The following is a 19344-nucleotide window of genomic DNA, read 5'->3' as shown; positions in this document are numbered from 1 at the left end:
CACCTGGGCGAACCCCTCCGCGAGGCGGCCGATCGTAAGCAACGGTTGTTCACATCCCGAAAGTTGTCCACATTTTGGATTCGCGGCTCCCGCAAGCGATTTCGACCGTGCAGGATCGAGACATGACCGCCTTCGCACTCGTCCTCCTCGCCCTGTGGTGTACGGCCTTGAGCGTCATCGACTTCCGCGTCCGCCGATTACCCGACGCGCTGACGCTGCCCGGCGCGCTCGCCGTACTCGGCTACGCCGCGGGCGCCGATCGACTGGCCGCCGCCGTCGCCGGGGCGCTCCTGCTGGCCGTGCCGTATCTGCTCGTGCACATGGCCGCGCCCGCCGCGTTCGGTGCCGGGGATGTGAAACTGGCGCTCGGCCTCGGCGCGGCGGCCGCGTGTGGCGGAGCGAACACTTGGATGTGGGCGGCGCTCAGCGCACCGGTGCTCACCGCGCTCGGCGGCGGCGCCCTCACGGTGTTCCGCGCCTACCGATCCCACGCCCCACCAGCGAATACGACTGTCCCGCACGGCCCTTCGATGTGCGTCGGAACGCTCGCCGCGCTGCTGGCCGCGCCGTTCGTGTGATCGACCGATCCCCCGGCTGGCGGGCATACGGAGCCCCGCCGGTGCGCCGCCGGGCCGACCGGATGTCCGACCTGACCTGCTGACGTGGAAAGATGGTGAGCGTGTTGCGCTGGATTACCGCCGGAGAGTCGCATGGTCCCGCCCTCGTGGCGATCCTCGAGGGGATGGTGGCCGGGGTCGAGGTGACCTCGGCCGATATCGCCGCGCAACTCGCGCGCCGCCGCCTCGGATACGGGCGTGGCGCGCGGATGAAGTTCGAGGCCGACAAGGTCACCGTCATCGGCGGCCTGCGGCACGGCCGCACCATGGGCGGTCCCCTCGCGATCGAGATCGCCAATTCCGAATGGCCGAAGTGGACCCAGGTCATGGCCGCCGACCCCGTCGACGAGGCCGAACTGGCCGAACTCGCGCGCAACGCGCCGCTGACCCGTCCGCGTCCCGGGCACGCCGACTATTCGGGAATGCTCAAGTACGGCTTCGACGACGCGCGCCCCGTCCTCGAGCGGGCCAGTGCCCGCGAGACCGCGGCCCGCGTCGCGGCGGGCACGGTGGCCCGGGCGTTTCTGCGGCAGGCCCTCGGCGTCGAGGTCGTCTCGCATGTGGTGTCCATCGGGTCGGCGCGCGCGGCCGACGGCGTGGTGCCGACCGCCGCGGACGCCGACGCCATCGATGAGAGCCCGGTGCGGGCCTTCGACAAGGACGCCGAGGCCGCGATGATCGCCGAGATCGATGCCGCCAAGAAGGACGGCGACACCCTCGGCGGTGTGGTGGAGGTCGTGGTCGAGGGGCTGCCGGTCGGTCTGGGGTCGTTCACCAGCGGCGAGCACCGGCTCGACGCGCGCTTGGCCGCCGCGCTGATGGGGATTCAGGCGATCAAGGGCGTCGAGGTCGGCGACGGGTTCGAGACCGCGCGGCGGCGCGGCAGCCAGGCCCACGACGAGATGCGGCCCGGCCCGGACGGGGTCCTGCGCTCGACCAATCGGGCCGGTGGTCTCGAGGGCGGCATGACCAACGGCGAGCCGCTGCGCGTGCGCGCGGCCATGAAGCCGATCTCGACCGTGCCGCGCGCGTTGTCGACCGTGGATATGAGCAGCGGCGAGGAGGCCGCCGCGATCCATCAGCGTTCCGACGTGTGTGCCGTGCCCGCCGCGGGCGTCGTGGCCGAGGCGATGGTCGCGCTCGTCGTCGCGCAGGCCGCGCTGGAGAAGTTCGGCGGCGACTCGTTGTCGGAGACCGTCGACAACATCACCAGCTATGTGAAGCGGATCAATGCCCGCCCGCACGTTCCGGGCGCCGTGACGTCATGATCGTGCAGACCGACCCGCGCCGACCGTGCGTGGTGCTGGTCGGCCCACCGGGAGCGGGCAAGTCGACGATCGGCCGCAAGCTCGCCAAGGAACTCGGTGTCGAACTGTTCGACACCGACGCGGGAATCGAGGCGGAGACCGGACGCAGCATCCCGGAGATCTTCGCCGACGAGGGCGAACCGGAGTTCCGGCGCATCGAGGAGCGCGTGGTGCGCCGGGCCATCCTCGCCGAGCGCGGCGTGGTCTCCCTGGGCGGCGGCGCCGTGCTGTCGGCGAACACCCGCGAGCTGCTGCACGGCCGCACGGTCGTCTACCTGGAAATCAGTGTGGCCGAAGGACTTCGGCGCACCGGCGCGAGCACCCACCGCCCCCTGCTGGCCGGTGACGATCCGGGCGCCAAGTACCGCAGCCTCATGCGCGAACGCCGCCCCCTCTACCGCGAGGTCGCCAGCGTCCGCGTCCGCACCGACGGCCGCAGCCCCGGCCGTGTGGTCCGCAACATCCTCGCCAAACTCGACCTCGAGCCCGCCACCACCCACCCCGCGCCCCCCTCCCGAGCACCCGGCGGCGAGGCCACGAGCCGCCGCGCCCGAGCCCGCCGACGCCGCCGTTCCCGCACGGGCAACCAGCCCACCGCCGAGACGAACGCGACGGCGGCGCGGCAGAACCCCGAGTCGGCCGCCTCAACCTCGAGCAACACCGAGGGCGCGGCGGCGAGGCCCCGCTCCGCCGGTACCAGCACGGCCGCGAAACCTACCCGGCAGGCCGAAGACGCCCCTCGCACAACCGATTCCGCCGAACCAACCGCGAACGACTCCGCACGGCGACGATCTCGCCGCTCCCGCCGAGGCGGACGCCGACACACCCGCAAGACGCCGAGCGCCATCGAGTCGATTACGAGCGATACCTCCGACTCCACCCCGAACGACCCACCGACGCGTAGGTCCACCCCCACGACTTCCGCCGAGCGCTCAACGGACGCCCCCCAATCTCCGGCGAAGCGTGCGGCAGCCCCGTCGAACGCGGACCGCCGTCGCAGACGCCGCACCACCCGCCCATCGGCCGCACCGACCCACCTTGCCCCGTCCACGCGAGTCGACAATTCAAAGGCAGATTTCCCCGCCGCTGAAAAGCCGGACGACACAACACCTTCCGATTCGACTCGGTCGACAGGGGCCATCTCGAAGCCCCAGCCGACCACTCCCAACGATCCGTCCACCACAACCACACCCGACCCGAACGCATCCGCGAATTCCCGGTCCCCGCAAGCCCACCCCGAACCCGAGGCCCACCCGACCAACCGTCCGCCCCGCCGACGCGCCGCGGCCCGCCCGGCGGGTCCACCCATGACGCCCGCTGGCCCAGCCACATCCACCACGAACAACGAGACCGCCGAGCGTCCGAAGACGACTTCCGCCCCAACACCGTCCGTCACAGGCCCCGAAGCGGTCAGGGCAAGCTCCCCCAACCCGACAGCATCCGCGAGGCACGGCCAAACCGCCGGTACGCCGGAAAAACCTTCCTCCCCAACGGCATTCACCGGTAGCAACGAGACCACCGAACCGCAGACAGTGGCCTCCGGCCCAGCGGCACCCACCACGAGCCACGAGGCCGCCGAGTCTCCGAAAGAGTCCCCCGACTCAACGGCGGCCGCCAAGAGCACTCAGACCACCGAGGTGCCGAAAACATCCGCTGGCTCAACGGCATTCGCCACGGGCCACGAGGCCGCCGAGTCGCGGATAACGTCCGCCGGGTCAGCGGCATCCGTCACGATCGGCGAGGCCGCCAGCGCGCCGACCAGGTCTTCCGGGCTCACAGAGTCTGCCGCGAGCGGCGAGGCTACGGTGGGCGAGGAGGCAAAATCCGACCTGGCACAAAGTGACTCGGCCGGGATGGCTCGGAGCATGGTGCTCGGGTCGGGCGCGGGCGGCCATGTACACGACGAACACGAGAAGAATCGGAGCAGCTGCCATGAGTGAGCCGACCCGCATCGAGGTCCGCGCCGCCGATCCGTATCCGGTGATCATCGGGCGGGGGTTGCTCGGCGATCTGGTCGATCAGGTGACCGGGCAGTCCGGGGTGCGGACGGTCGCGATCTTCCATCAGCCGCCGCTCACCGAGACGGCCGAGGTGGTGCGGCAGGCGTTGGCGGACAAGGGGATCGACGCGCATCGCGTCGAGATCCCGGACGCCGAGGCGGGCAAGGACCTGCCGGTGGCGGGATTCTGCTGGGAGGTGCTCGGGCGGATCGGCCTCACCCGGCAGGACGTGGTGATCAGCCTCGGCGGCGGCGCGGCCACCGATCTGGCCGGGTTCGTGGCCGCGACCTGGATGCGCGGCGTGAAGATCGTGCACGTGCCGACCACCCTGCTCGCCATGGTCGACGCGGCCGTCGGCGGCAAGACCGGCATCAACACCGAGGCCGGTAAGAACCTCGTCGGCTGCTTCCACGAGCCCACGGCGGTCCTGGTCGACCTGGCGACCCTGGAAACCGTGCCGCGCAACGAGATCGTGGCCGGTATGGCCGAGATCATCAAGGCGGGCTTCATCGCCGACCCGGTCATCCTGGACCTCATCGAACGCGACCCGCAGGCCGCCCTCGACCCCAAGGGCGACGTCCTCCCCGAACTGGTGAGCCGGGCCATCCAGGTCAAGGCCGACGTGGTCTCCGCCGACCTCAAGGAGGCCAGCCTCCGCGAAATCCTCAACTACGGCCACACCCTCGGCCACGCCATCGAACGCCGCGAGCGCTACCGCTGGCGGCACGGCGCCGCCGTCGCCGTCGGCCTCGTCTTCGCCGCCGAACTCGGCCGCCTCGCGGGCCGCCTCGACGACGCCACCACCGACCGCCACCGCACCATCCTCGAAAGCGTCGGCCTCCCCACCACTTACGACGCCGACGCCCTCCCCCAACTCCTCGAAGCCATGCAGACCGACAAGAAAACCCGCTCAGGCGTCCTCCGCTTCGTAGTCCTCGACGGCCTCGCCAAACCCGGCCGCCTCGAAGGCCCCGACCCCACCCTTCTGGCCGCCGCCTACGCCACCATCGCCCGAGAGAACGCCCCGACCAACGGCGCCATCCTCCTCTGACACCCGCCCGCGACCTGCCCCCGGCACGTCACGCATTGCGGCCGAACGCTTTCGCCGAGTCACGGTGGCCACATCGAACGCCATCTCACTCTGTGTGCCCTCGAAGTCTCAGCAGAATCGCCGGCAACAGCGAGAGCGTCGGCCGCACCGACGCCAGCAACCCTCGCCACGCCCCAACCGGGAGGCTGAGGTAGGAGCCCTCCAGGCGCGCACTGGTGGAGCCGTAAACAAAGTTGAAGCGGCGGACGCGTTCGCCCGCGACCGAGGACATGAGCCGCTGCCCCCACGAGCCGCGAATCCGCCCCCGCAGGAACGGCGCACGTCACCTCCAGGGCAGAGCGCTGTCGACCCACGAGACAGCGACCTACCCGCAGAGCGACCGCACATCTCCCGCTAGGCGGACGTACGTCTCCCGTGAGACACGTGCGTCGCGCGCAAACACAGCGCACATCCCTCGCAGGACGGGCGCACTCGCACTCCGCATAACCACCAAGAACGGCCCACCACCAACGGCTGAGCGAAACCGCCCGACGGGCTGCCCTCGATGCTGGCCTACCAGACCCGGGTACTGCACATCCCCACCATCGACCGGTCCTGGAAGGAGCAGGCCGACCAGGCCCGCGACGAAATCGGTCGCACGAAGAGTATTCGGCGGCTCTGCTGCAACGCCAGGTCGCCGACCGCAAGTCCAAGGACACCTTGATGCGGATACGCACCGCGTACTTCCCCCAGGTCAAGACCCTCGAGGAATTCAACCTCGACCACCTGCCCTCACTACGGCGAGATGTGTTGGCGCACTTGGCAACCGGCACCTTCGTTCCCCAAAGCCGAGAACGTCATCTCCGCTGGCCCACCCGGCATCGGCAAGACCCCACCCCGCGATCGGGCTCGGCGTCAAAGCCGCCCACGCCGGCTACTCGGTACTGTTCGACACCGCCAGCAACTGGATCACCCGCCTTACCAGCGCCCACCACTCCGGACGCCCGAACGCGGAACAGAAGAAGATCCGCCGCTACAAAGCTGATCATCATCGAGGAGGTGGGCTACATCCCCTTCGACCAGGACGCGGCGAACCTGTTCTTCCAACTCGTCGCCTCCCGCTATGAACAGGGCTCGATCATGGTCACCTCGAACCTGCCCTTCGGCCGCTGGGGCAAGACGTTCTCCGACGATGTCGCCGCCGCGACCATGATCGACCGCCTGGTCACCACGCCGAGGTCCTCACCCTCACCGGCGACTCCTACCGCACCCGCCAACGCCGCGCCCTCCTCGCCTAGGAAAACCGCGCCGCCGACCAACCCTCGAAAGCTGCCCCCTCCAGGGGGTCAAGATTTACGATTCGACCGGGGGTCAGCCTTCACGAGTCGTTGACACACGTCGCCCACAAGGCAGAGCGCCTGTCGGCTCACGAAGACAGGGCACCTACCCGCCAGGGCGACCACATGTGCCCCGCAGGGCAGGCCGCGCTCCCGCAGAAGGCGCTTGCACATCGCCCGCAGACACGGGGCTGCGAATTCGCCACGGCGGGAACGGCACACATCGCCTCCACGGCAGAACGCCGTCGCCCCACAGGACAGCACACCTATCCGACAGGGGGACGTACGTTCCCCGCAGGACGGACGTACGTCTCCCGTAGTGCGCGCGCGTCACGCGCAGACGCAGCGCACCTCCCTTGCAGGGCGGCGCACTCACACTCCCTCGTAAGGCGCGTGCATGTCACCTGCGGGCCACAAGCGCCGCATCTCCCCGGCAGAGCGGATGTACGTGCCCACAGGGCGAGTGGACATCGCCCGCAGCCACAGCGCACCTCCCCCGCACAGATGGCGCCCCTCGCCTATGGTGAATCTCCGATAACCCGCGCACGGATGATTACGTTGCCCGCCCGGATAATTCACGCCACCCACACGCATAACCCACGACACCGACACGGATAACTCACGTCGTTCACACGCATCGTCCACGTCGCCTGCGGTTACAGCGCCGCACCTCTCCCCCCCGGACGAGCGCACGCCCCCACAGGGTGAGCGAGGTCGCCTGCGGCCAAAGCACACCTCCCCGCAAGAATGACGCCCCTCGCACCCGGAGGAATGCGCCCAGGGAGAGCCTGGCCTCCCCCACGGGTCGAGTGGACGTCGCCTGCGGCCACAGCGCACCTCCTCGCACGGTGGCGCCCCTCGCACCCTTGGGCCCCAGGGGATCGTCTGGGCCTCCCTCACGGATCGCCACATCACCCACACCATGACCTACGCCATCTACACGGATCGCCCACATCACTCACACGGATCTCGCCCATGTCGCCGCGCCGATGGCCCGCAGCGCCCATAGAGGTGGCGAACGTAGCCTGTGGGTGGGGCGGCGGCGGGCGCAGCGATCTCGGCGCAGAAGTAGTAGGTACCGGCGGCTCGTCCGAGCGAACGCCTAGCCTCGTCCGGGCGCCCTCAGCATGAGTGGACCATGGGTCACGCGGCTCCGTGATGCATCTGTCGAGTGTGGCCGTGTGTTTACCCTTTCGCCTCGCGGGGTTCGCGTGCTACGCGAGGCGCGTTGAGCCCCAACAGGTTTCGCGGAGTTTCTCAGTGGCTCGCTCGGAGTATGCGGACCGGCCGCAATGCCTGTGGGGGTTCGGCTTCGAATTCCGTTGAGGGGCCCAGGTAGCGGGTGATGAGATCCGTGGCGGTGTGGTCTTCGATGTTGGTGAAGCCGAGGTTGTGCAGTTGGGTGGCGAGGTCGGTGGGGGTGAAGTAGCTGAACCAGGGTTCGCCGACGGCGGCGGCTCGTTTTGCTCGGGCTTGTAGCTGGGCGCGGTCCTCGTCGGTGTCCGCTAGGTAGTCGAAGATCACCTCGACCTGGGTGGATTGGCCGGCGATGTACTCGAGGGTGGTGCGGGCGGCGTCGGGGGTCAGGTAGAAGACGACGCCGAGCCATACGAAAACGGCTGGGGCGGTTCGGTGGAATCCGGCTTCGTCCAGTCTTGTTGCCAGGGTGTCGGTTTCGAAGTCGACCGGTACGAAGGTCAGGCCCTCCGGGAGGTCGATTCCGGATGCGGCGAGCCGTTGGTGTTTCCATGCTTGGGTCGCGGGATGGTCGACCTCGAACACGCGTAGGTTCGGGTTCGGGTTGCGGTAGGCGAAGGTGTCCAGGCCCGCGCCGAGGATCACGACCTGGCGCGTGCCGGTCGCGGCGGCTTGGGCCACGCGGTCCTCGGCGAATCGGGCGCGGGCGGCGAAGAACAGGCGGCGCGGGCGATCGCCGATGCCCAGCCGTAGCATTCCCTCGTTGCTGTCGAGCCCGGAGGGGGTTTCCGCGGGGCGACCCCATTCGGCGATCTCATCGGCGGTGACACCCAGCAGTCGCGCGGCCAGCGGATCGGTGAGAATCTTTGGCTGATCGGCGATCTGATGATAGGCGCGGGCGTATGCGGTCACGAGCGCTGTTCGGCTGGGCCCCTCGTTCTCCATAACCGAGAAACTACTCATGAGCCGGACATGTCGTGTCCGCCGGGTCGGGCCACCTGAGCTACCTGTGCCCGCTCCCGGCACTCGCGCCGAGCCTCGCCGCTGAAGACGTCGGCGCAATACCAAATGACCTATCCCGGATTCTCGACGCCATCCGTGCGGTCCCTGGTGCCAGGTTGGCGGTCAAAGGTTCGCCGACGGAAGAGGGCTGTGTCGATGGCATCGCCGCTCCGGAATGCGGTATGTTTACATTGCTAACATGAGGCCGAGAAGGAATGTAAGCGGTGTCGATTTCAGCGAAGAGTGGTTACCATCACGGCGATCTGCGCTCGTCGCTCCTGACCGTGGCGATGCGCATGCTCGAAGCCGGTGAGGCGTTCTCGCTGCGCGCGGTCGCGCGCGAGGCGGGAGTCTCGCCGACCGCGCCCTATCGGCACTTCGCCGACCGGGACGCGCTGGAGTCGGCGTTGGCCGCGCAGGGTTTGCGCGACCTGCGGGCGGATCTGACCGAGGGGCGCGAACTGCCCACGGCCCCAGGCGAACTCGGGGAGTTCGCGGTCGCCTACGTCCGGTTCGCCCTGCGTCGGCCCGCCCTGTTCCGCCTGATGTTCGGAAACCCCTGCGACAAGGAGGACGAGGATCGGGTGCGCGCCGCGGAGGAGATTCACGACCTGTTGCGGTTCGCGATGACACAGGTTTTCCCGGACGGTGATCACGAGGCGCTGGCCTCGGCGGGGTGGGGGCTGGCGCACGGGTTGGCGTGTCTGTACCTGGACGGCAAGCTGTCGGCGGGCTCCGATCGCGAGGTGGCCGAGCACGTCCGCGCGGCCTTCGCCGCGACCTTCGCCGCGCGGCCGCGATAGCGGGGAGCAACTCACCCGGGCCGGATGTTGATGGCGCTTACATACCCGCCTAGCATCACCAATGTAAGCAACGTAAACATCTGGGAGAGAGCATGCAGCCAACGGTCACGGTAGAGCTGGGCGATCATTCCGTCGAAGTCCTCGAGGGCGGCCTGTACGACCGCTTCCGCATGCGGACCGACCTGGACGTCGTCGCGGCGGATCCGCGCGTGTCCGGCGTCGACTTCTTCCGCCGACTGCCCAAGTCCCGGATCGACTCCCCCATCGGGCCCACCTGGACACCGAACTTCTACTACCGGATCGCCACGGCACGGGTGACGATGATCGCCCCGACGCGCGCGATCCGCTCGCGGCTTCCCTCGGAACTGGCACCGCTGGAAGTGGTACCGGGTGTGGGGCTGGTGTCGGTGATGTTCTTCCGATACGACGTGTGCGACATCGACTTCTACACCGAGGTGGGCGTCGGCATCGCCGTCAAGCCCGCCCGCCACGGTGGACTCGGGCCAGCCGATCTGGTCACGGCTCTGACGAACGATCACCTGCACTCGTATGTCCTGTCGCTTCCCGTGAGCAGTGATATCGCGCAGGTACGCGGCCACGACGGGTACGGATTTCCCAAGTGGCGCACCGATATCGAGGTTGATATCGACGACGAGCACGCCACGGCCCGGGTCGCGAACGAGGGCGGCGGCACGGATGTGAGCTTCTCCGCGCGCACCCCGCGCCAGGTGCGGCGCGCCTCGGGGGAACATGTGTCGAGCCTGACGTCGTACACGACGATCGACGCGGCGTGGCACTCGACGCTGAGCCAGACCAATGTCCTCGCGGCCGGATCCGCGTTCCTGCCCCGCGGCATCGATCTGCGACTGGGCGACGGCCGGGTCGCCGACGACATCCGCTCGCTGCGACCGATCAGGACGATCCGCCTCGATGTCATGACGGAGGGACAGAACGCTCTCCACCTGCCCGTCCCCACATCCGTACCGAGCGCCCGTGAAGGGCGCGGATAACCGTCCCGCTCGGAGAGGAGAGCACTCGTGACCAAGCGCATTCTGAACGTCGTCAGCAATGTGGGCCACTTCGACGACCCGTCGCACCCCACCGGACTCTGGTTGTCCGAACTCACGCATGCCTGGGATGTCTTCTCGGAGCACGGATTCGAGCAGACCCTGGTCAGCCCGGCCGGTGGGGTGTGCCCCCTGGAACCGCGCTCGCTGAAGTTCCCCACCTACGACAGCTCGGCCAAGGCGTGGCACAACGATCCGGCGCGGATGGCGCTGCTGGAGAACACCGCCGCACCCGAGGATGTCGACTCGGCCGAGTACGACGCCATCTACTTCACCGGCGGGCACGCGGTGATGTACGACTTCCCGGGAAGCGCTGGGCTGCAACGCATCACGCGGGAGATCTACGAACGCGGCGGCATCGTCTCCTCGGTCTGCCACGGCTACTGCGGCCTGCTCGACGTCACGCTCTCCGACGGCAGCCACCTCGTCGCGGGGCGCGAGGTCACCGGTTTCGCCTGGCAGGAGGAAGTCCTGGCCCGCGTCACCAAGCTCGTGCCCTACAACGCCGAGGCGGAGATGAAGAAGCGCGGCGCCCGCTATCGAAAGGCCGTGCTGCCGTTCGTTCCCTACGCCGTGGCGGACGGCAACCTCGTGACCGGTCAGAATCCGATGTCGGCCAAGAAGACGGCGGAGGAGGTCGCCGCGCGGCTGTGAGCCGCGCGCCGACGGATCCACTTCGGGCGGGGCATCCTCTCTCGATGAACTCATCGGTGTCTCCTTCTGCGCCGCAAGGGAATTGGTCGATGTCCCGCTAGTCGACGGGTCGACTGGTGAACTCGAAGGAGCCGCTGTCGATACCCCAGGAGATGATTCGATCGGGGTGGATTCGGATGATCGCGCGTTCCTGAGGCGGGAACGGGGGCTCCTCGTCGCCGAGCGCCTCGGCCGTACCGCGGATTTCGATGCCGCGAATGACGTACGGGTCCAAGGAGACCTGCTCGTCGATGACGAAGGAGACGCGGCTGCCCGCCTCGACATTGCGGAACTTCCGGCTGGCGCGCATGCGCATGCCGCCGATATCGACCGTGCCGTCGCGGTTCACGCGGTAGTTGGTGGGGTTGTTCTGCACGACGCCATCGGGGGAAACCGTTGCCAGGCGGCCGATTCCGGCCTCGGCGAGGAACCGCTGTTCGTTGGTGGTGAAGGACATGTCGATACTCCTCGGGAATTCGGTGGGGTGGGGTCAGAACAGGATCAGCGCGGCGCACAGGCCCGCGATGGCGGTGAACTGCAGGGTGATTCGGTACTTCAGGAGGCTGTCCCATTTGTCCTGCAGGGCACGGGCATTGGGGGGAATGACGCCGCTGCGGGCGGCGGCGGTCTGCTGGGTGTTGATCGGTTTGGCGATGCGGACGTAGAGGGCCAGCCAGATGAGCAGGGCGGCCACCGTGACCGCGGCCGCGGCAGTGGTGCCGGGCTGACCGGCGAACAGCGCGATCAGCAGGGTGAGCACGGCGGTGGACACGCCGACGACGCCGACGATCGGCATGCGTCTGTCGCCATAGTAGTGGCCCCATCCCACGCTCGTGGTCATGGTCGCGTCGTCGAGCTTGTGGTTCACGGATCGGGTGATCACGGTCGCGCAGACGTCGGTGCCGTAGACGATCGCGTTGGACAGGACGGCGACGGTGGCGATGAGTTGACCGGTGGCGATGAGCATTTCGGCTTCCCTTCAGAAGTTCTAACATCGCTAGAAACTGGAGCAAAGGTAACACTGGATGCGCTACATTGTCTAGCGATGGTAGATTTCTGAGCGAGACAGCACTTCCCACGACCCGACTACGCGCGAGCAGGCGAGGAGAGGATCATGTCCAGCGGACAGTCACGACCCCGACGGGTGGCAGGGCGGGGGAAGAGGCCGAATCGGCCGAAAGCCGTTGCGGCGCTAGGAGATGTCGGGCCCGATCCGGCGCGGCTTGGCCACGCGGCGAATGCCCGCGCCCGGAGCCTCGGCGCCGGCGCGCTTGCGCCGCGACGCACCGAGATCGATGACGCTCCCGTCGCGCTCGGCGTCGTCCGGAACGTCCACGGGAGTGTGCTGCCACGCCGGACGGAGGTCGACCGGCCAGGCCCCGGTCTCCTGCAACTCCGACCTCATGACGGGCCGCGTCGGGGCCGGATCGTAGACCGCGCCGCCCTCCGGCTGACGGGGCTTGCGGCGGCGGTCGGGGGTGTCCTCGATCGTGCGTCGCGGGCGATGCGGCAGCCGGATGACCTTCGACGCGCGGGTTTCCGCCTCGGCGCGACCGGTCTCGGCTGTCCTGCTGTCTTCCGGCTGCCTGTCCATCCGTTCCACCGCATCGAAGTTGGTTCCGCCGGGCCGCGGCGGGTCGCTCACGTCCGGGTCCTGTCCGAGGATCGTACCGTCCGTTTCTCTCCGTCCAGCCTAGGCCAAGGACCCGGGCCGTGTGGGTCGCCCCGGCTACTCGTCGCCGAACCGCGCGAAAGCACCGAAAACGGCCCGCCGACACGCCCATTCGTAACGAACCGGCCGCCACCCCGATTGAGCGGGTACAGGCGACGACGGGAATCGGGATGAGCGAGCTGCGGCTACCGCGGCGGCAGTGGCTGGATATGGCGCGGCTGATCGCGGGCGTGGCTGCCGCGGGGACATTGATCTCCGTGGGCGTGGCCGTGCTCCCGGACGGGGGTCGGCCCCAGCCGACACCGACGCGAGAGATCATGGATCAACCGATCACCAAGCCGCTGCCCACGCAACAGCCGTAAGGGAGCCGGATCAGGCGGCCGCGGGTGTCGCGTGGTTCGGCTTCGATTCGGCCTTGCGGCCCGCGCGGCCGACGAGGAAGCGACCGAGGGCCACACCGGCCATGGCCGGGATGAAGATCATCAGCACGATGAACGAGGCGCCCGCGGTGAGTTCGAACAGCAACCCGTTGCCGCCGAGGTCGAACTTCGGCACGTAGTCGAGCACCCACGAGACCAGGCCGCTGCCCAGACCGCCCACGACACCGGCCTTCAGCCAGCGCATGGTGAGATCGGCGCCGCCGTGATCGGGGTCGGGGTGCGCGCGGCGGTCGCCGCGGCCGTCGGCCAGACCCCACAACAGGGCCGCCGCGATCAGCACGATCAGGCACAGCGTGCGCATCCACGCGCCGTGCGTGGGCGATTGGATCATGCCGAAACCCAGCAAGATCCGCAGGACCACCGTCAGCGCCCCGAGGACTGCGGCGCGTAACACCCACGAATTCATGGGTCCACATTAACCTGCCGCGGTATCGGGAAAAACAGTAACCGGTGTCAGTCGTGCACCGCGGCGGCCATCGCGGCGCGCGGCGCGGGGCGGCCGGTGAACTGCTCGACCTGTCCGTACGCCTGGTTCAGCAGCATCTCCAGCCCGCTGATCACCGTGTTCCCGGCGCGAATCACCGCCTGGGCCAACGGTGTCGGCCACGGATCGTAGATGGCGTCGAGCACCACCGGCGCGGCGGCGACCACCTCGGCGACGGGCGCGGCACCCGCGGACGGCACCGTGCTGACCACAGCCTCCGCCTCGGCGCACACCGTCCGCAGCGCCGGATCGTCGAAGCCGAGCACGGCCACGGCCATACCGAGCCGCTCGGCCAGCTCCCGCGTGCTCGCCGCGCGGCCCGCGTCCCGGGCCACGATCGTCACCGACCGAGTGCCCAACTCCGACAGCGCCAGCAGCGCCGGTCGCGCGGTGCCCCCGGCCCCGAGCACCACGGCCCGTTCCGCCTTCGCCACGCCGCCGCCCTGCAACGCGCCCCGCACGCCGTCGACGTCGGTGCAGTCGGCACGCCAGCCGAAAGCCGTGCGCACCAACGTATTCGCCGATTCGGCGAGCACCGCGCGTTCGGTGCGTTCGGCGGCGTAGGCGAGGGCCGCGACCTTGCCGGGCATGGTCACCGACAGCCCGACCCATTCGGGACCGAGCCCGTCGACCAGGCCGGGCAATCGCTCGGCGGTGCATTCGATCCGCTCGTAGGTCCAGTTCAGGCCCAGCGCGCGATAGGCGGCCAGATGCAGCTGGGGTGAGCGGGAGTGCGCGATGGGTTTGCCGAGCACGGCGGCCCGGCGCGGTGGTTCAGTTTCCCTTGCCACTGTCGAGGATTCCGCTCTGCTGGGCGCGCACGACATTGCGCTGATGTTCGGCGAAGCTGTCGGTGAACATGGTGGTTCCCTGCTTGTCGACCGTCACGAAGTACAGCCACGGGCCGGGCGTGGGATGTTCCATCGCCTGCAGGGCCTCGAGCGACGGCGAGGAGATCGGCGTCACGGGCAGGCCGACCATCGCGTAGGTGTTCCACGGGTTCTCGCGGGCACGGTCGGCGTCGGTGGTGGCGACCTCGGTGCGGTCGAGGGTGTAGTTGACCGTGGAGTCGAACTCCAACTTCTGCTTGTTCGCCATCCGGTTCACGATCACCCGCGCGACCTTGGCCATATCGTTGGGCTGCGCCTCGCGCTCGACCAGCGACGCGGCCGTGAGCGTCTGGTAGGGCGTCATGTTGTTGGCGCCGTTGGATTGCAGCAGCCCGGTCGATTCGTAGCTGTGCGCGCTCGCGCCGATCAGCTGTTTGAGGATGTCGGTCGGCGTGCCGGTGGGGTCGAAGTCCCACGCGCCCGCGGCGATCAGGCCCTCCAACTGCCGGGAGTGGTCGGGCACCTGACGCACCGCGTCCAGCGCCCACGACGGCACGCCGAGCGCGACCAGGTCCGTGCTGGAACCGGCGGCGTCGAGTTGTTCGGGGGTGACGCACTTCTTGTCGGCCGCGGTCCCGACGCAGCTCGCGTCGGCGATCTTGCGATAGATGCCCTCGTTGCGCGCGCCGGTGGTCACGTCGGTGGAGTCGTGCAGCCGCTTGCCCTCGGGGATCACGACATTGCCGACCCGGTTCTTCTTCTCCAGCAGCGCGGCCACCGCGTCGGCGCCCTTGCTGTGCGAGGGCACCGCGTAGTAGCCGGGCTGCACGCCCGTCATGCCCGAATTGCGCACGGCCGCTTCGTAGAACGCGCCGCTGCTGGCGACCACGCCCTTGTCGGCCATGGTCTGGGCGATCTGCTCGGCGGTGTCACCGGGCTGCACGCGCACCACCACGGCCGGACCCGCCGGGCCCGCGAAATCCTCGGGGCCGTTGAGTTTGCCGATCAGTTTGTAGCCCGCGTACCCGCCCGCCGCGACGATGAGCACCGCGAACACGGCCCCGATCGCCCACAGATTGCGCCGGCGGCGCTTGCGTTCGGCGGCCTTGCGGGAGGCCGCGCGGGACCGGCGGCCGCGCGATTGCCCCCGGCCCGAGGGACGACGCGGGGTGTCACGACCGCTCGCGGATCGGGTCGCGCGCTCGGGCGGACGCCGTCGCACGGGACGGGCGGGCGGAAGGTCCTCGTCCTCGAACGCCGCCGGATCGTCGTCGTGCCAGTCCGCGTCCTCCGCGACTTCCCTTCTGCGCGAACGATTTCCGGGCTCGGCGACCGGCCGGTCGGATTGCTCCCATTCGCCCGTGTGATAGCCGGGCTCGACCCAGTCCTCCGGATGGCCCTCCGGGACCCGCGGCAGCGTGGGGTCGGTCGAGTAGGTCGCGGCCTCCTGCTCGTCGGTGTAGCGGGGGATGACCGCGGTGTCGTCCTCGTAGTCGTCCCAGTCGTCGGTCGACGCGGCATGGCGGCCGCCGCGCGCGCGGGGCGCCCGTCCGGCGTCGCCCCAGTCGTGGTCCGAGCGCCGATAGCGCTGTTCCTCGGTGCGCTGCCGATAGCGCTCCTCCGCACGGGTCCAGCGGTCGTTCATCCGACCACCTCGCCGCCAGAGTCACCGGCCGACTTCAACACCGCACTCCGTTCGTCCAACCATCCCTGCAGGATCGCGACGGCCGCCGCCTGATCGATCACCTGCCGCTGGCCACGCGCACGAACTCCACTGTCCCGCAATGCACGTGCTGCTGATACCGTAGTCAACCGTTCGTCGGAAAGTCGTATCGGCACACCAGGAATCATCCGTCGCAAACGTCTCGCGAAGCCCGTCGCGATCGTGGCCGCGGCCCCGTTCTCCCCGCGTAGCGTGCGTGGCAGGCCGACGATCACCTCCACGGCCTCGTATTCCCGCACAATTTCGGCAATCTTGATCAGGTCGGTGGGTTCGGCCCCCCGCTTGCGCACCCGCGGCACGGTTTCCACCGGTGTGGCCAGCAGGCCGTCGGGGTCGCTGGCGGCCACGCCGATGCGGACCGAGCCCACATCGATGCCGATCCGGCGACCCCGGCCGGGGTCGGTCGCGACGCTGGGCCGGTCTGGTCCGGACGGGTCCATCAGGCGGCGAGCTCGGCCACCCGCGCCCGCACCGCGGCCAGTCCGGCCTCGATCCCCGACGGATCCGAACCCGCGCCCTGCGCCATCTCCGGCTTGCCGCCGCCGCGTCCGGAGATGCTCGGCCCGAACGCGGCCACCAGATCGCCGGCCTTGAATCCGAGTTCCTGCGCGGCCTTGTTCACCGCGACCACGAACGGCACCTTGCCGTCGGCGTTGCCGAGCAGCACGACCACCGCGGGTTCGGTACCGAACCGGCCGCGGATGTCACCGGCCAGCGTGCGCAGATCGCCCGCGCCGACGCCCTCGGGCGCGGCCTCGGCGACCAGCAGTACACTCCCGACCCGCCGGGCCTGCTCGACGAACCGGCCCGCCGAGGACAGCACCGCGGCGAGTTTGGTGCGCTCGAGCTCCTTCTCGGCGACGCGCAACCGCTCGACCAGCTGCTCGACCCGCGCGGGCACCTCCTCGGAGGGCACCTTCAGCGCGGAGGCGACACCGGCGAGCAGGGCGCGTTCCTTGGCCAGGTGCCGGTAGGAGTCCAGGCCCACGAACGCCTCCACGCGCCGCACGCCCGACCCGACCGACGACTCCCCCAGCAGCGTGATCGGGCCGATCTGCGAGGAGTGCTCGACGTGGGTGCCGCCGCACAGTTCCATCGAGAACGGGCCGCCGATCTCCACCACGCGCACCTCGTCGCCGTAGTTCTCGCCGAACAGCGCGAGCGCGCCCATGGCCTTGGCCTTGGGCAGATCGGTGACGAACGTGTTGACCCGGAAGTCCTCGCCGACGGCCTGATTGGAGACGGCCTCGATCTGATCCCGCTGCGACTCCGACAGCTGACCCTGCCAGTTGAAGTCGAAGCGCAGGTAACCGGGCTTGTTCAGCGAACCGGCCTGAACGGCGTTGGGCCCCAGCACCTGTCGCAGCGCGGCGTGCACCATGTGGGTGCCGGAGTGGCCCTGGGTGGCGCCGCGCCGCCACGCCGGATCGACCTGCGCGAGCACGGTGTCGCCCTCGACAATCTGGCCCTGTTCGACCGTGGCCTTGTGCACCCACAGCTTCTTGGCGATCTTCTGCACGTCGTCGACGCGCAGTTTCAGGCCGCTTGCGGTGAGCGTGCCGCGGTCGGCGATCTGACCGCCGGATTCGGCGTAGAGCGGGCTGCGGTCCAGGATGACCTCGACGTCCTGCCCGATCGTCGCCGCGGGTACTCGCACGCCGTCGGCGATCAGCGCGAGAACCGTTGCCTCGGTGGTCAATTCGTCGAAGCCGGTGAACTCGGTCGCGCCGCGGTCGACGAGTTCCTTGTAGATGCTCAGATCGGCGTGGGCGTGCTTGCGGGCCTGCGCGTCCTCCTTGGCGCGCTGGCGCTGCTCGGCCATGAGCGAACGGAAGCCCGCCTCGTCGACCTCGAGCCCGGCCTCGGCGGCCATCTCCAGGGTGAGATCGATGGGGAAGCCGTAGGTGTCGTGCAGGGTGAACGCCTCGGAGCCGCCGATGCGCTTGCCGCCCTTGGCCTTCACCTCGTCGACGGTCTCGTCGAACAGTTTGGTGCCGGTGCTGAGCGTCTTGAGGAACGCGGTCTCCTCGCCGACGGCGACGTTCTCGATGCGGGTGAAGTCGGTGGCCAGTTCCGGATACGAGGGCGACATGAGATCGCGGACGATCCGCATGAACTCCCCCATCACCGGCTTGTCCGCGCCGAGCAGCCGGGCCGAGCGCACGATCCGGCGCAGCAACCGGCGCAGCACGTAGCCGCGGCCGTCGTTGCCGGGGTTCACGCCGTCGGAGATCAGCATGGCCGCGCTGCGGGCGTGGTCGGCGATGACGCGGAAGCGGACATCCTGGGCGGCCTCGACGCCGTAGGACTTGCCGGTCAGCTCCTCGGCCTTGGTGATGATCGGGCGCAGCAGATCGGTTTCGTAGACGTTGTCCACGCCTTGCAGCAGCATGGCGACGCGCTCGACGCCCATGCCGGTGTCGATGTTCTTCCGGGGCAGCGATCCGATCGGGGCGTGGCCCTCCTTGGGGCTCAGCTCGCCGCGGATGTCCTGCATGAACACCAGGTTCCAGATCTCGAGGTAGCGGTCCTCGTCGGCGACCGGGCCGCCGTCGCGGCCGTACTCGGGGCCGCGGTCGAAGTAGATCTCCGAGCACGGGCCACCGGGGCCGGGCACGCCCATGTCCCAGTAGTTGTCCTTGCCGTCGCGGAACTGGATGCGCTCCTTGGGGATTCCCGCGACGCGGTGCCAGATCTCGGCGGCCTCGGGATCGCTCTCGTAGGCGGTGACCCAGATGCGTTCGGGGTCGAAGCCGAAGCCCCCGTCCTCCTGGGACTTGCTGATCAGCTCCCAGGCGAAGGTGATGGCCCCCTCCTTGAAGTAGTCACCGAAGGAGAAGTTGCCCGCCATCTGGAAGAACGTGTTGTGCCGGGTGGTGACGCCGACCTCTTCGATATCGCCGGTGCGCACGCACTTCTGCACGCTGGTCGCGCGCGCGAACGGCGGCGCCTCCTGACCCAGGAAGTACGGCTTGAACTGGACCATACCCGCGTTGACGAAGAGCAGGTTGGGGTCCGGCAGGATCAGCGAGGCACTGGGGACCTCGGTGTGCCCGGCACGGACGAAGTGGTCCAGGAAGCGCCGTCGTATCTCGTGGGTCTGCACGAGTATTCAGCCTACCGGGCCAGGTCCACCGGGTTT

General features: G+C 69.1%; 16 protein-coding genes and 3 pseudogenes. 9 read left to right on the top strand and 10 right to left on the bottom strand.

Features of this window, described 5'->3' with window-relative positions; translation table 11 throughout:
- Positions 1-122: 122 nt before the first annotated feature.
- The 4 genes and pseudogenes from ACWDSJ_RS15815 to aroB all read left to right on the top strand — a co-directional run bounded on the left by ACWDSJ_RS15815 (position 123) and on the right by aroB (position 4975).
- Entirely contained in the window at positions 123-578 is a 456-nt protein-coding gene (locus tag ACWDSJ_RS15815; RefSeq protein ID WP_450032601.1) for a prepilin peptidase, read from the top strand.
- 92 nt (positions 579-670) lie between these two features.
- A complete protein-coding gene (gene aroC / locus ACWDSJ_RS15810; RefSeq protein ID WP_387365457.1) occupies positions 671-1885 on the top strand; it encodes a chorismate synthase in 1215 nt (404 codons plus the stop codon).
- Positions 1882-2400, top strand: a pseudogene (locus ACWDSJ_RS15805) (shikimate kinase); the annotation flags it as partial. The gene aroC and the pseudogene ACWDSJ_RS15805, both read left to right, overlap by 4 nt.
- Before the next feature lie 1456 nt (positions 2401-3856).
- Positions 3857-4975, top strand: a complete 1119-nt coding sequence (gene aroB, locus ACWDSJ_RS15800; RefSeq protein WP_450032598.1) for a 3-dehydroquinate synthase — start codon at positions 3857-3859, stop codon at positions 4973-4975.
- A gap of 181 nt (positions 4976-5156) precedes the next feature.
- On the opposite strand, the pseudogene ACWDSJ_RS15795 reads toward aroB, so the two are convergent.
- Positions 5157-5246, bottom strand: a pseudogene (locus tag ACWDSJ_RS15795) (decaprenylphospho-beta-D-erythro-pentofuranosid-2-ulose 2-reductase); the annotation flags it as partial.
- Between the two features lie 273 nt (positions 5247-5519).
- Here ACWDSJ_RS15795 and istB point away from each other — a divergent pair.
- Positions 5520-6252 (top strand): annotated as a pseudogene (istB, locus tag ACWDSJ_RS15790) (IS21-like element helper ATPase IstB).
- Between the two features lie 1296 nt (positions 6253-7548).
- Here istB and ACWDSJ_RS15785 read toward each other — a convergent pair.
- Positions 7549-8433, bottom strand: coding sequence for a class I SAM-dependent methyltransferase (locus ACWDSJ_RS15785; RefSeq protein ID WP_450032596.1), 885 nt, complete (start codon positions 8431-8433; stop codon positions 7549-7551).
- A gap of 281 nt (positions 8434-8714) precedes the next feature.
- Between ACWDSJ_RS15785 and ACWDSJ_RS15780 the strand changes: the two genes are divergently transcribed.
- The 3 genes from ACWDSJ_RS15780 to ACWDSJ_RS15770 all read left to right on the top strand — a co-directional run bounded on the left by ACWDSJ_RS15780 (position 8715) and on the right by ACWDSJ_RS15770 (position 11014).
- Positions 8715-9293 (top strand): TetR/AcrR family transcriptional regulator, encoded by a 579-nt coding sequence (locus tag ACWDSJ_RS15780; protein WP_450032594.1) that lies wholly within the window; start codon positions 8715-8717, stop codon positions 9291-9293.
- A gap of 92 nt (positions 9294-9385) precedes the next feature.
- Entirely contained in the window at positions 9386-10303 is a 918-nt protein-coding gene (locus ACWDSJ_RS15775) for an acetoacetate decarboxylase family protein (RefSeq protein ID WP_450032592.1), read from the top strand.
- A gap of 27 nt (positions 10304-10330) precedes the next feature.
- Positions 10331-11014, top strand: coding sequence for a type 1 glutamine amidotransferase domain-containing protein (locus ACWDSJ_RS15770; RefSeq protein ID WP_450032590.1), 684 nt, complete (start codon positions 10331-10333; stop codon positions 11012-11014).
- Between the two features lie 97 nt (positions 11015-11111).
- On the opposite strand, the gene ACWDSJ_RS15765 is transcribed toward ACWDSJ_RS15770, so the two are convergent.
- The 3 genes from ACWDSJ_RS15765 to ACWDSJ_RS15755 form a co-directional block, all read right to left on the bottom strand.
- Positions 11112-11510: a PPOX class F420-dependent oxidoreductase gene (locus ACWDSJ_RS15765; protein ID WP_450032588.1), complete on the bottom strand. Its 399-nt coding sequence runs from the start codon at positions 11508-11510 to the stop codon at positions 11112-11114.
- A gap of 33 nt (positions 11511-11543) precedes the next feature.
- A complete protein-coding gene (locus tag ACWDSJ_RS15760) occupies positions 11544-12020 on the bottom strand; it encodes a DUF1772 domain-containing protein (protein WP_450032587.1) in 477 nt (158 codons plus the stop codon).
- Positions 12021-12245: 225 nt separating this feature from the next.
- Entirely contained in the window at positions 12246-12698 is a 453-nt protein-coding gene (locus tag ACWDSJ_RS15755) for a hypothetical protein (RefSeq protein WP_450032585.1), read from the bottom strand.
- A 197-nt stretch (positions 12699-12895) separates the two neighbouring features.
- Between ACWDSJ_RS15755 and ACWDSJ_RS15750 the strand changes: the two genes are divergently transcribed.
- On the top strand, positions 12896-13087 hold the full coding sequence (locus tag ACWDSJ_RS15750; protein WP_450032583.1) for a hypothetical protein: 192 nt from the start codon (positions 12896-12898) through the stop codon (positions 13085-13087).
- Positions 13088-13097: 10 nt separating this feature from the next.
- Here ACWDSJ_RS15750 and ACWDSJ_RS15745 read toward each other — a convergent pair whose 3' ends face one another.
- The 5 genes from ACWDSJ_RS15745 to alaS are packed head-to-tail and all read right to left on the bottom strand — an operon-like array spanning position 13098 to position 19308.
- Complete coding sequence (locus ACWDSJ_RS15745; protein ID WP_450032580.1) at positions 13098-13571, bottom strand: B-4DMT family transporter; 474 nt, start codon at positions 13569-13571, stop codon at positions 13098-13100.
- 47 nt (positions 13572-13618) lie between these two features.
- On the bottom strand, positions 13619-14440 hold the full coding sequence (locus ACWDSJ_RS15740; protein WP_450032578.1) for a shikimate dehydrogenase: 822 nt from the start codon (positions 14438-14440) through the stop codon (positions 13619-13621).
- Entirely contained in the window at positions 14424-16124 is a 1701-nt protein-coding gene (locus tag ACWDSJ_RS15735) for an endolytic transglycosylase MltG (protein WP_450032577.1), read from the bottom strand. The genes ACWDSJ_RS15740 and ACWDSJ_RS15735 overlap by 17 nt, the downstream gene beginning before the upstream one ends.
- Entirely contained in the window at positions 16121-16642 is a 522-nt protein-coding gene (gene ruvX / locus ACWDSJ_RS15730) for a Holliday junction resolvase RuvX (RefSeq protein WP_450032575.1), read from the bottom strand. The genes ACWDSJ_RS15735 and ruvX overlap by 4 nt, the downstream gene beginning before the upstream one ends.
- On the bottom strand, positions 16642-19308 hold the full coding sequence (gene alaS, locus ACWDSJ_RS15725; RefSeq protein WP_450032573.1) for an alanine--tRNA ligase: 2667 nt from the start codon (positions 19306-19308) through the stop codon (positions 16642-16644). The genes ruvX and alaS overlap by 1 nt, the downstream gene beginning before the upstream one ends.
- Between the last annotated feature and the right edge of the window lie 36 nt (positions 19309-19344).

The organism is Nocardia sp. NPDC003482, assembly GCF_053588115.1.
The sequence above is the reverse complement of the archived record's forward strand: the minus strand, read 5'-3'. Positions and strand labels throughout refer to the sequence as shown.

Bases quoted from the DNA above. Each gene is read 5' to 3' on its own strand.
- ACWDSJ_RS15785 (WP_450032596.1), bottom strand. From the start codon at position 8,433: ATGGAGAACGAGGGGCCCAGCCGAACAGCGCTCGTGACCGCATACGCC.
- ACWDSJ_RS15775 (WP_450032592.1), top strand. From the start codon at position 9,386: ATGCAGCCAACGGTCACGGTAGAGCTGGGCGATCATTCCGTCGAAGTC.
- ACWDSJ_RS15745 (WP_450032580.1), bottom strand. From the start codon at position 13,571: ATGAATTCGTGGGTGTTACGCGCCGCAGTCCTCGGGGCGCTGACGGTG.
- ACWDSJ_RS15735 (WP_450032577.1), bottom strand. From the start codon at position 16,124: ATGAACGACCGCTGGACCCGTGCGGAGGAGCGCTATCGGCAGCGCACC.
- aroB (WP_450032598.1), top strand. From the start codon at position 3,857: ATGAGTGAGCCGACCCGCATCGAGGTCCGCGCCGCCGATCCGTATCCG.
- ACWDSJ_RS15750 (WP_450032583.1), top strand. From the start codon at position 12,896: ATGAGCGAGCTGCGGCTACCGCGGCGGCAGTGGCTGGATATGGCGCGG.
- ACWDSJ_RS15765 (WP_450032588.1), bottom strand. From the start codon at position 11,510: ATGTCCTTCACCACCAACGAACAGCGGTTCCTCGCCGAGGCCGGAATC.
- aroC (WP_387365457.1), top strand. From the start codon at position 671: ATGGTGAGCGTGTTGCGCTGGATTACCGCCGGAGAGTCGCATGGTCCC.
- ACWDSJ_RS15815 (WP_450032601.1), top strand. From the start codon at position 123: ATGACCGCCTTCGCACTCGTCCTCCTCGCCCTGTGGTGTACGGCCTTG.
- ACWDSJ_RS15760 (WP_450032587.1), bottom strand. From the start codon at position 12,020: ATGCTCATCGCCACCGGTCAACTCATCGCCACCGTCGCCGTCCTGTCC.
- ruvX (WP_450032575.1), bottom strand. From the start codon at position 16,642: ATGGACCCGTCCGGACCAGACCGGCCCAGCGTCGCGACCGACCCCGGC.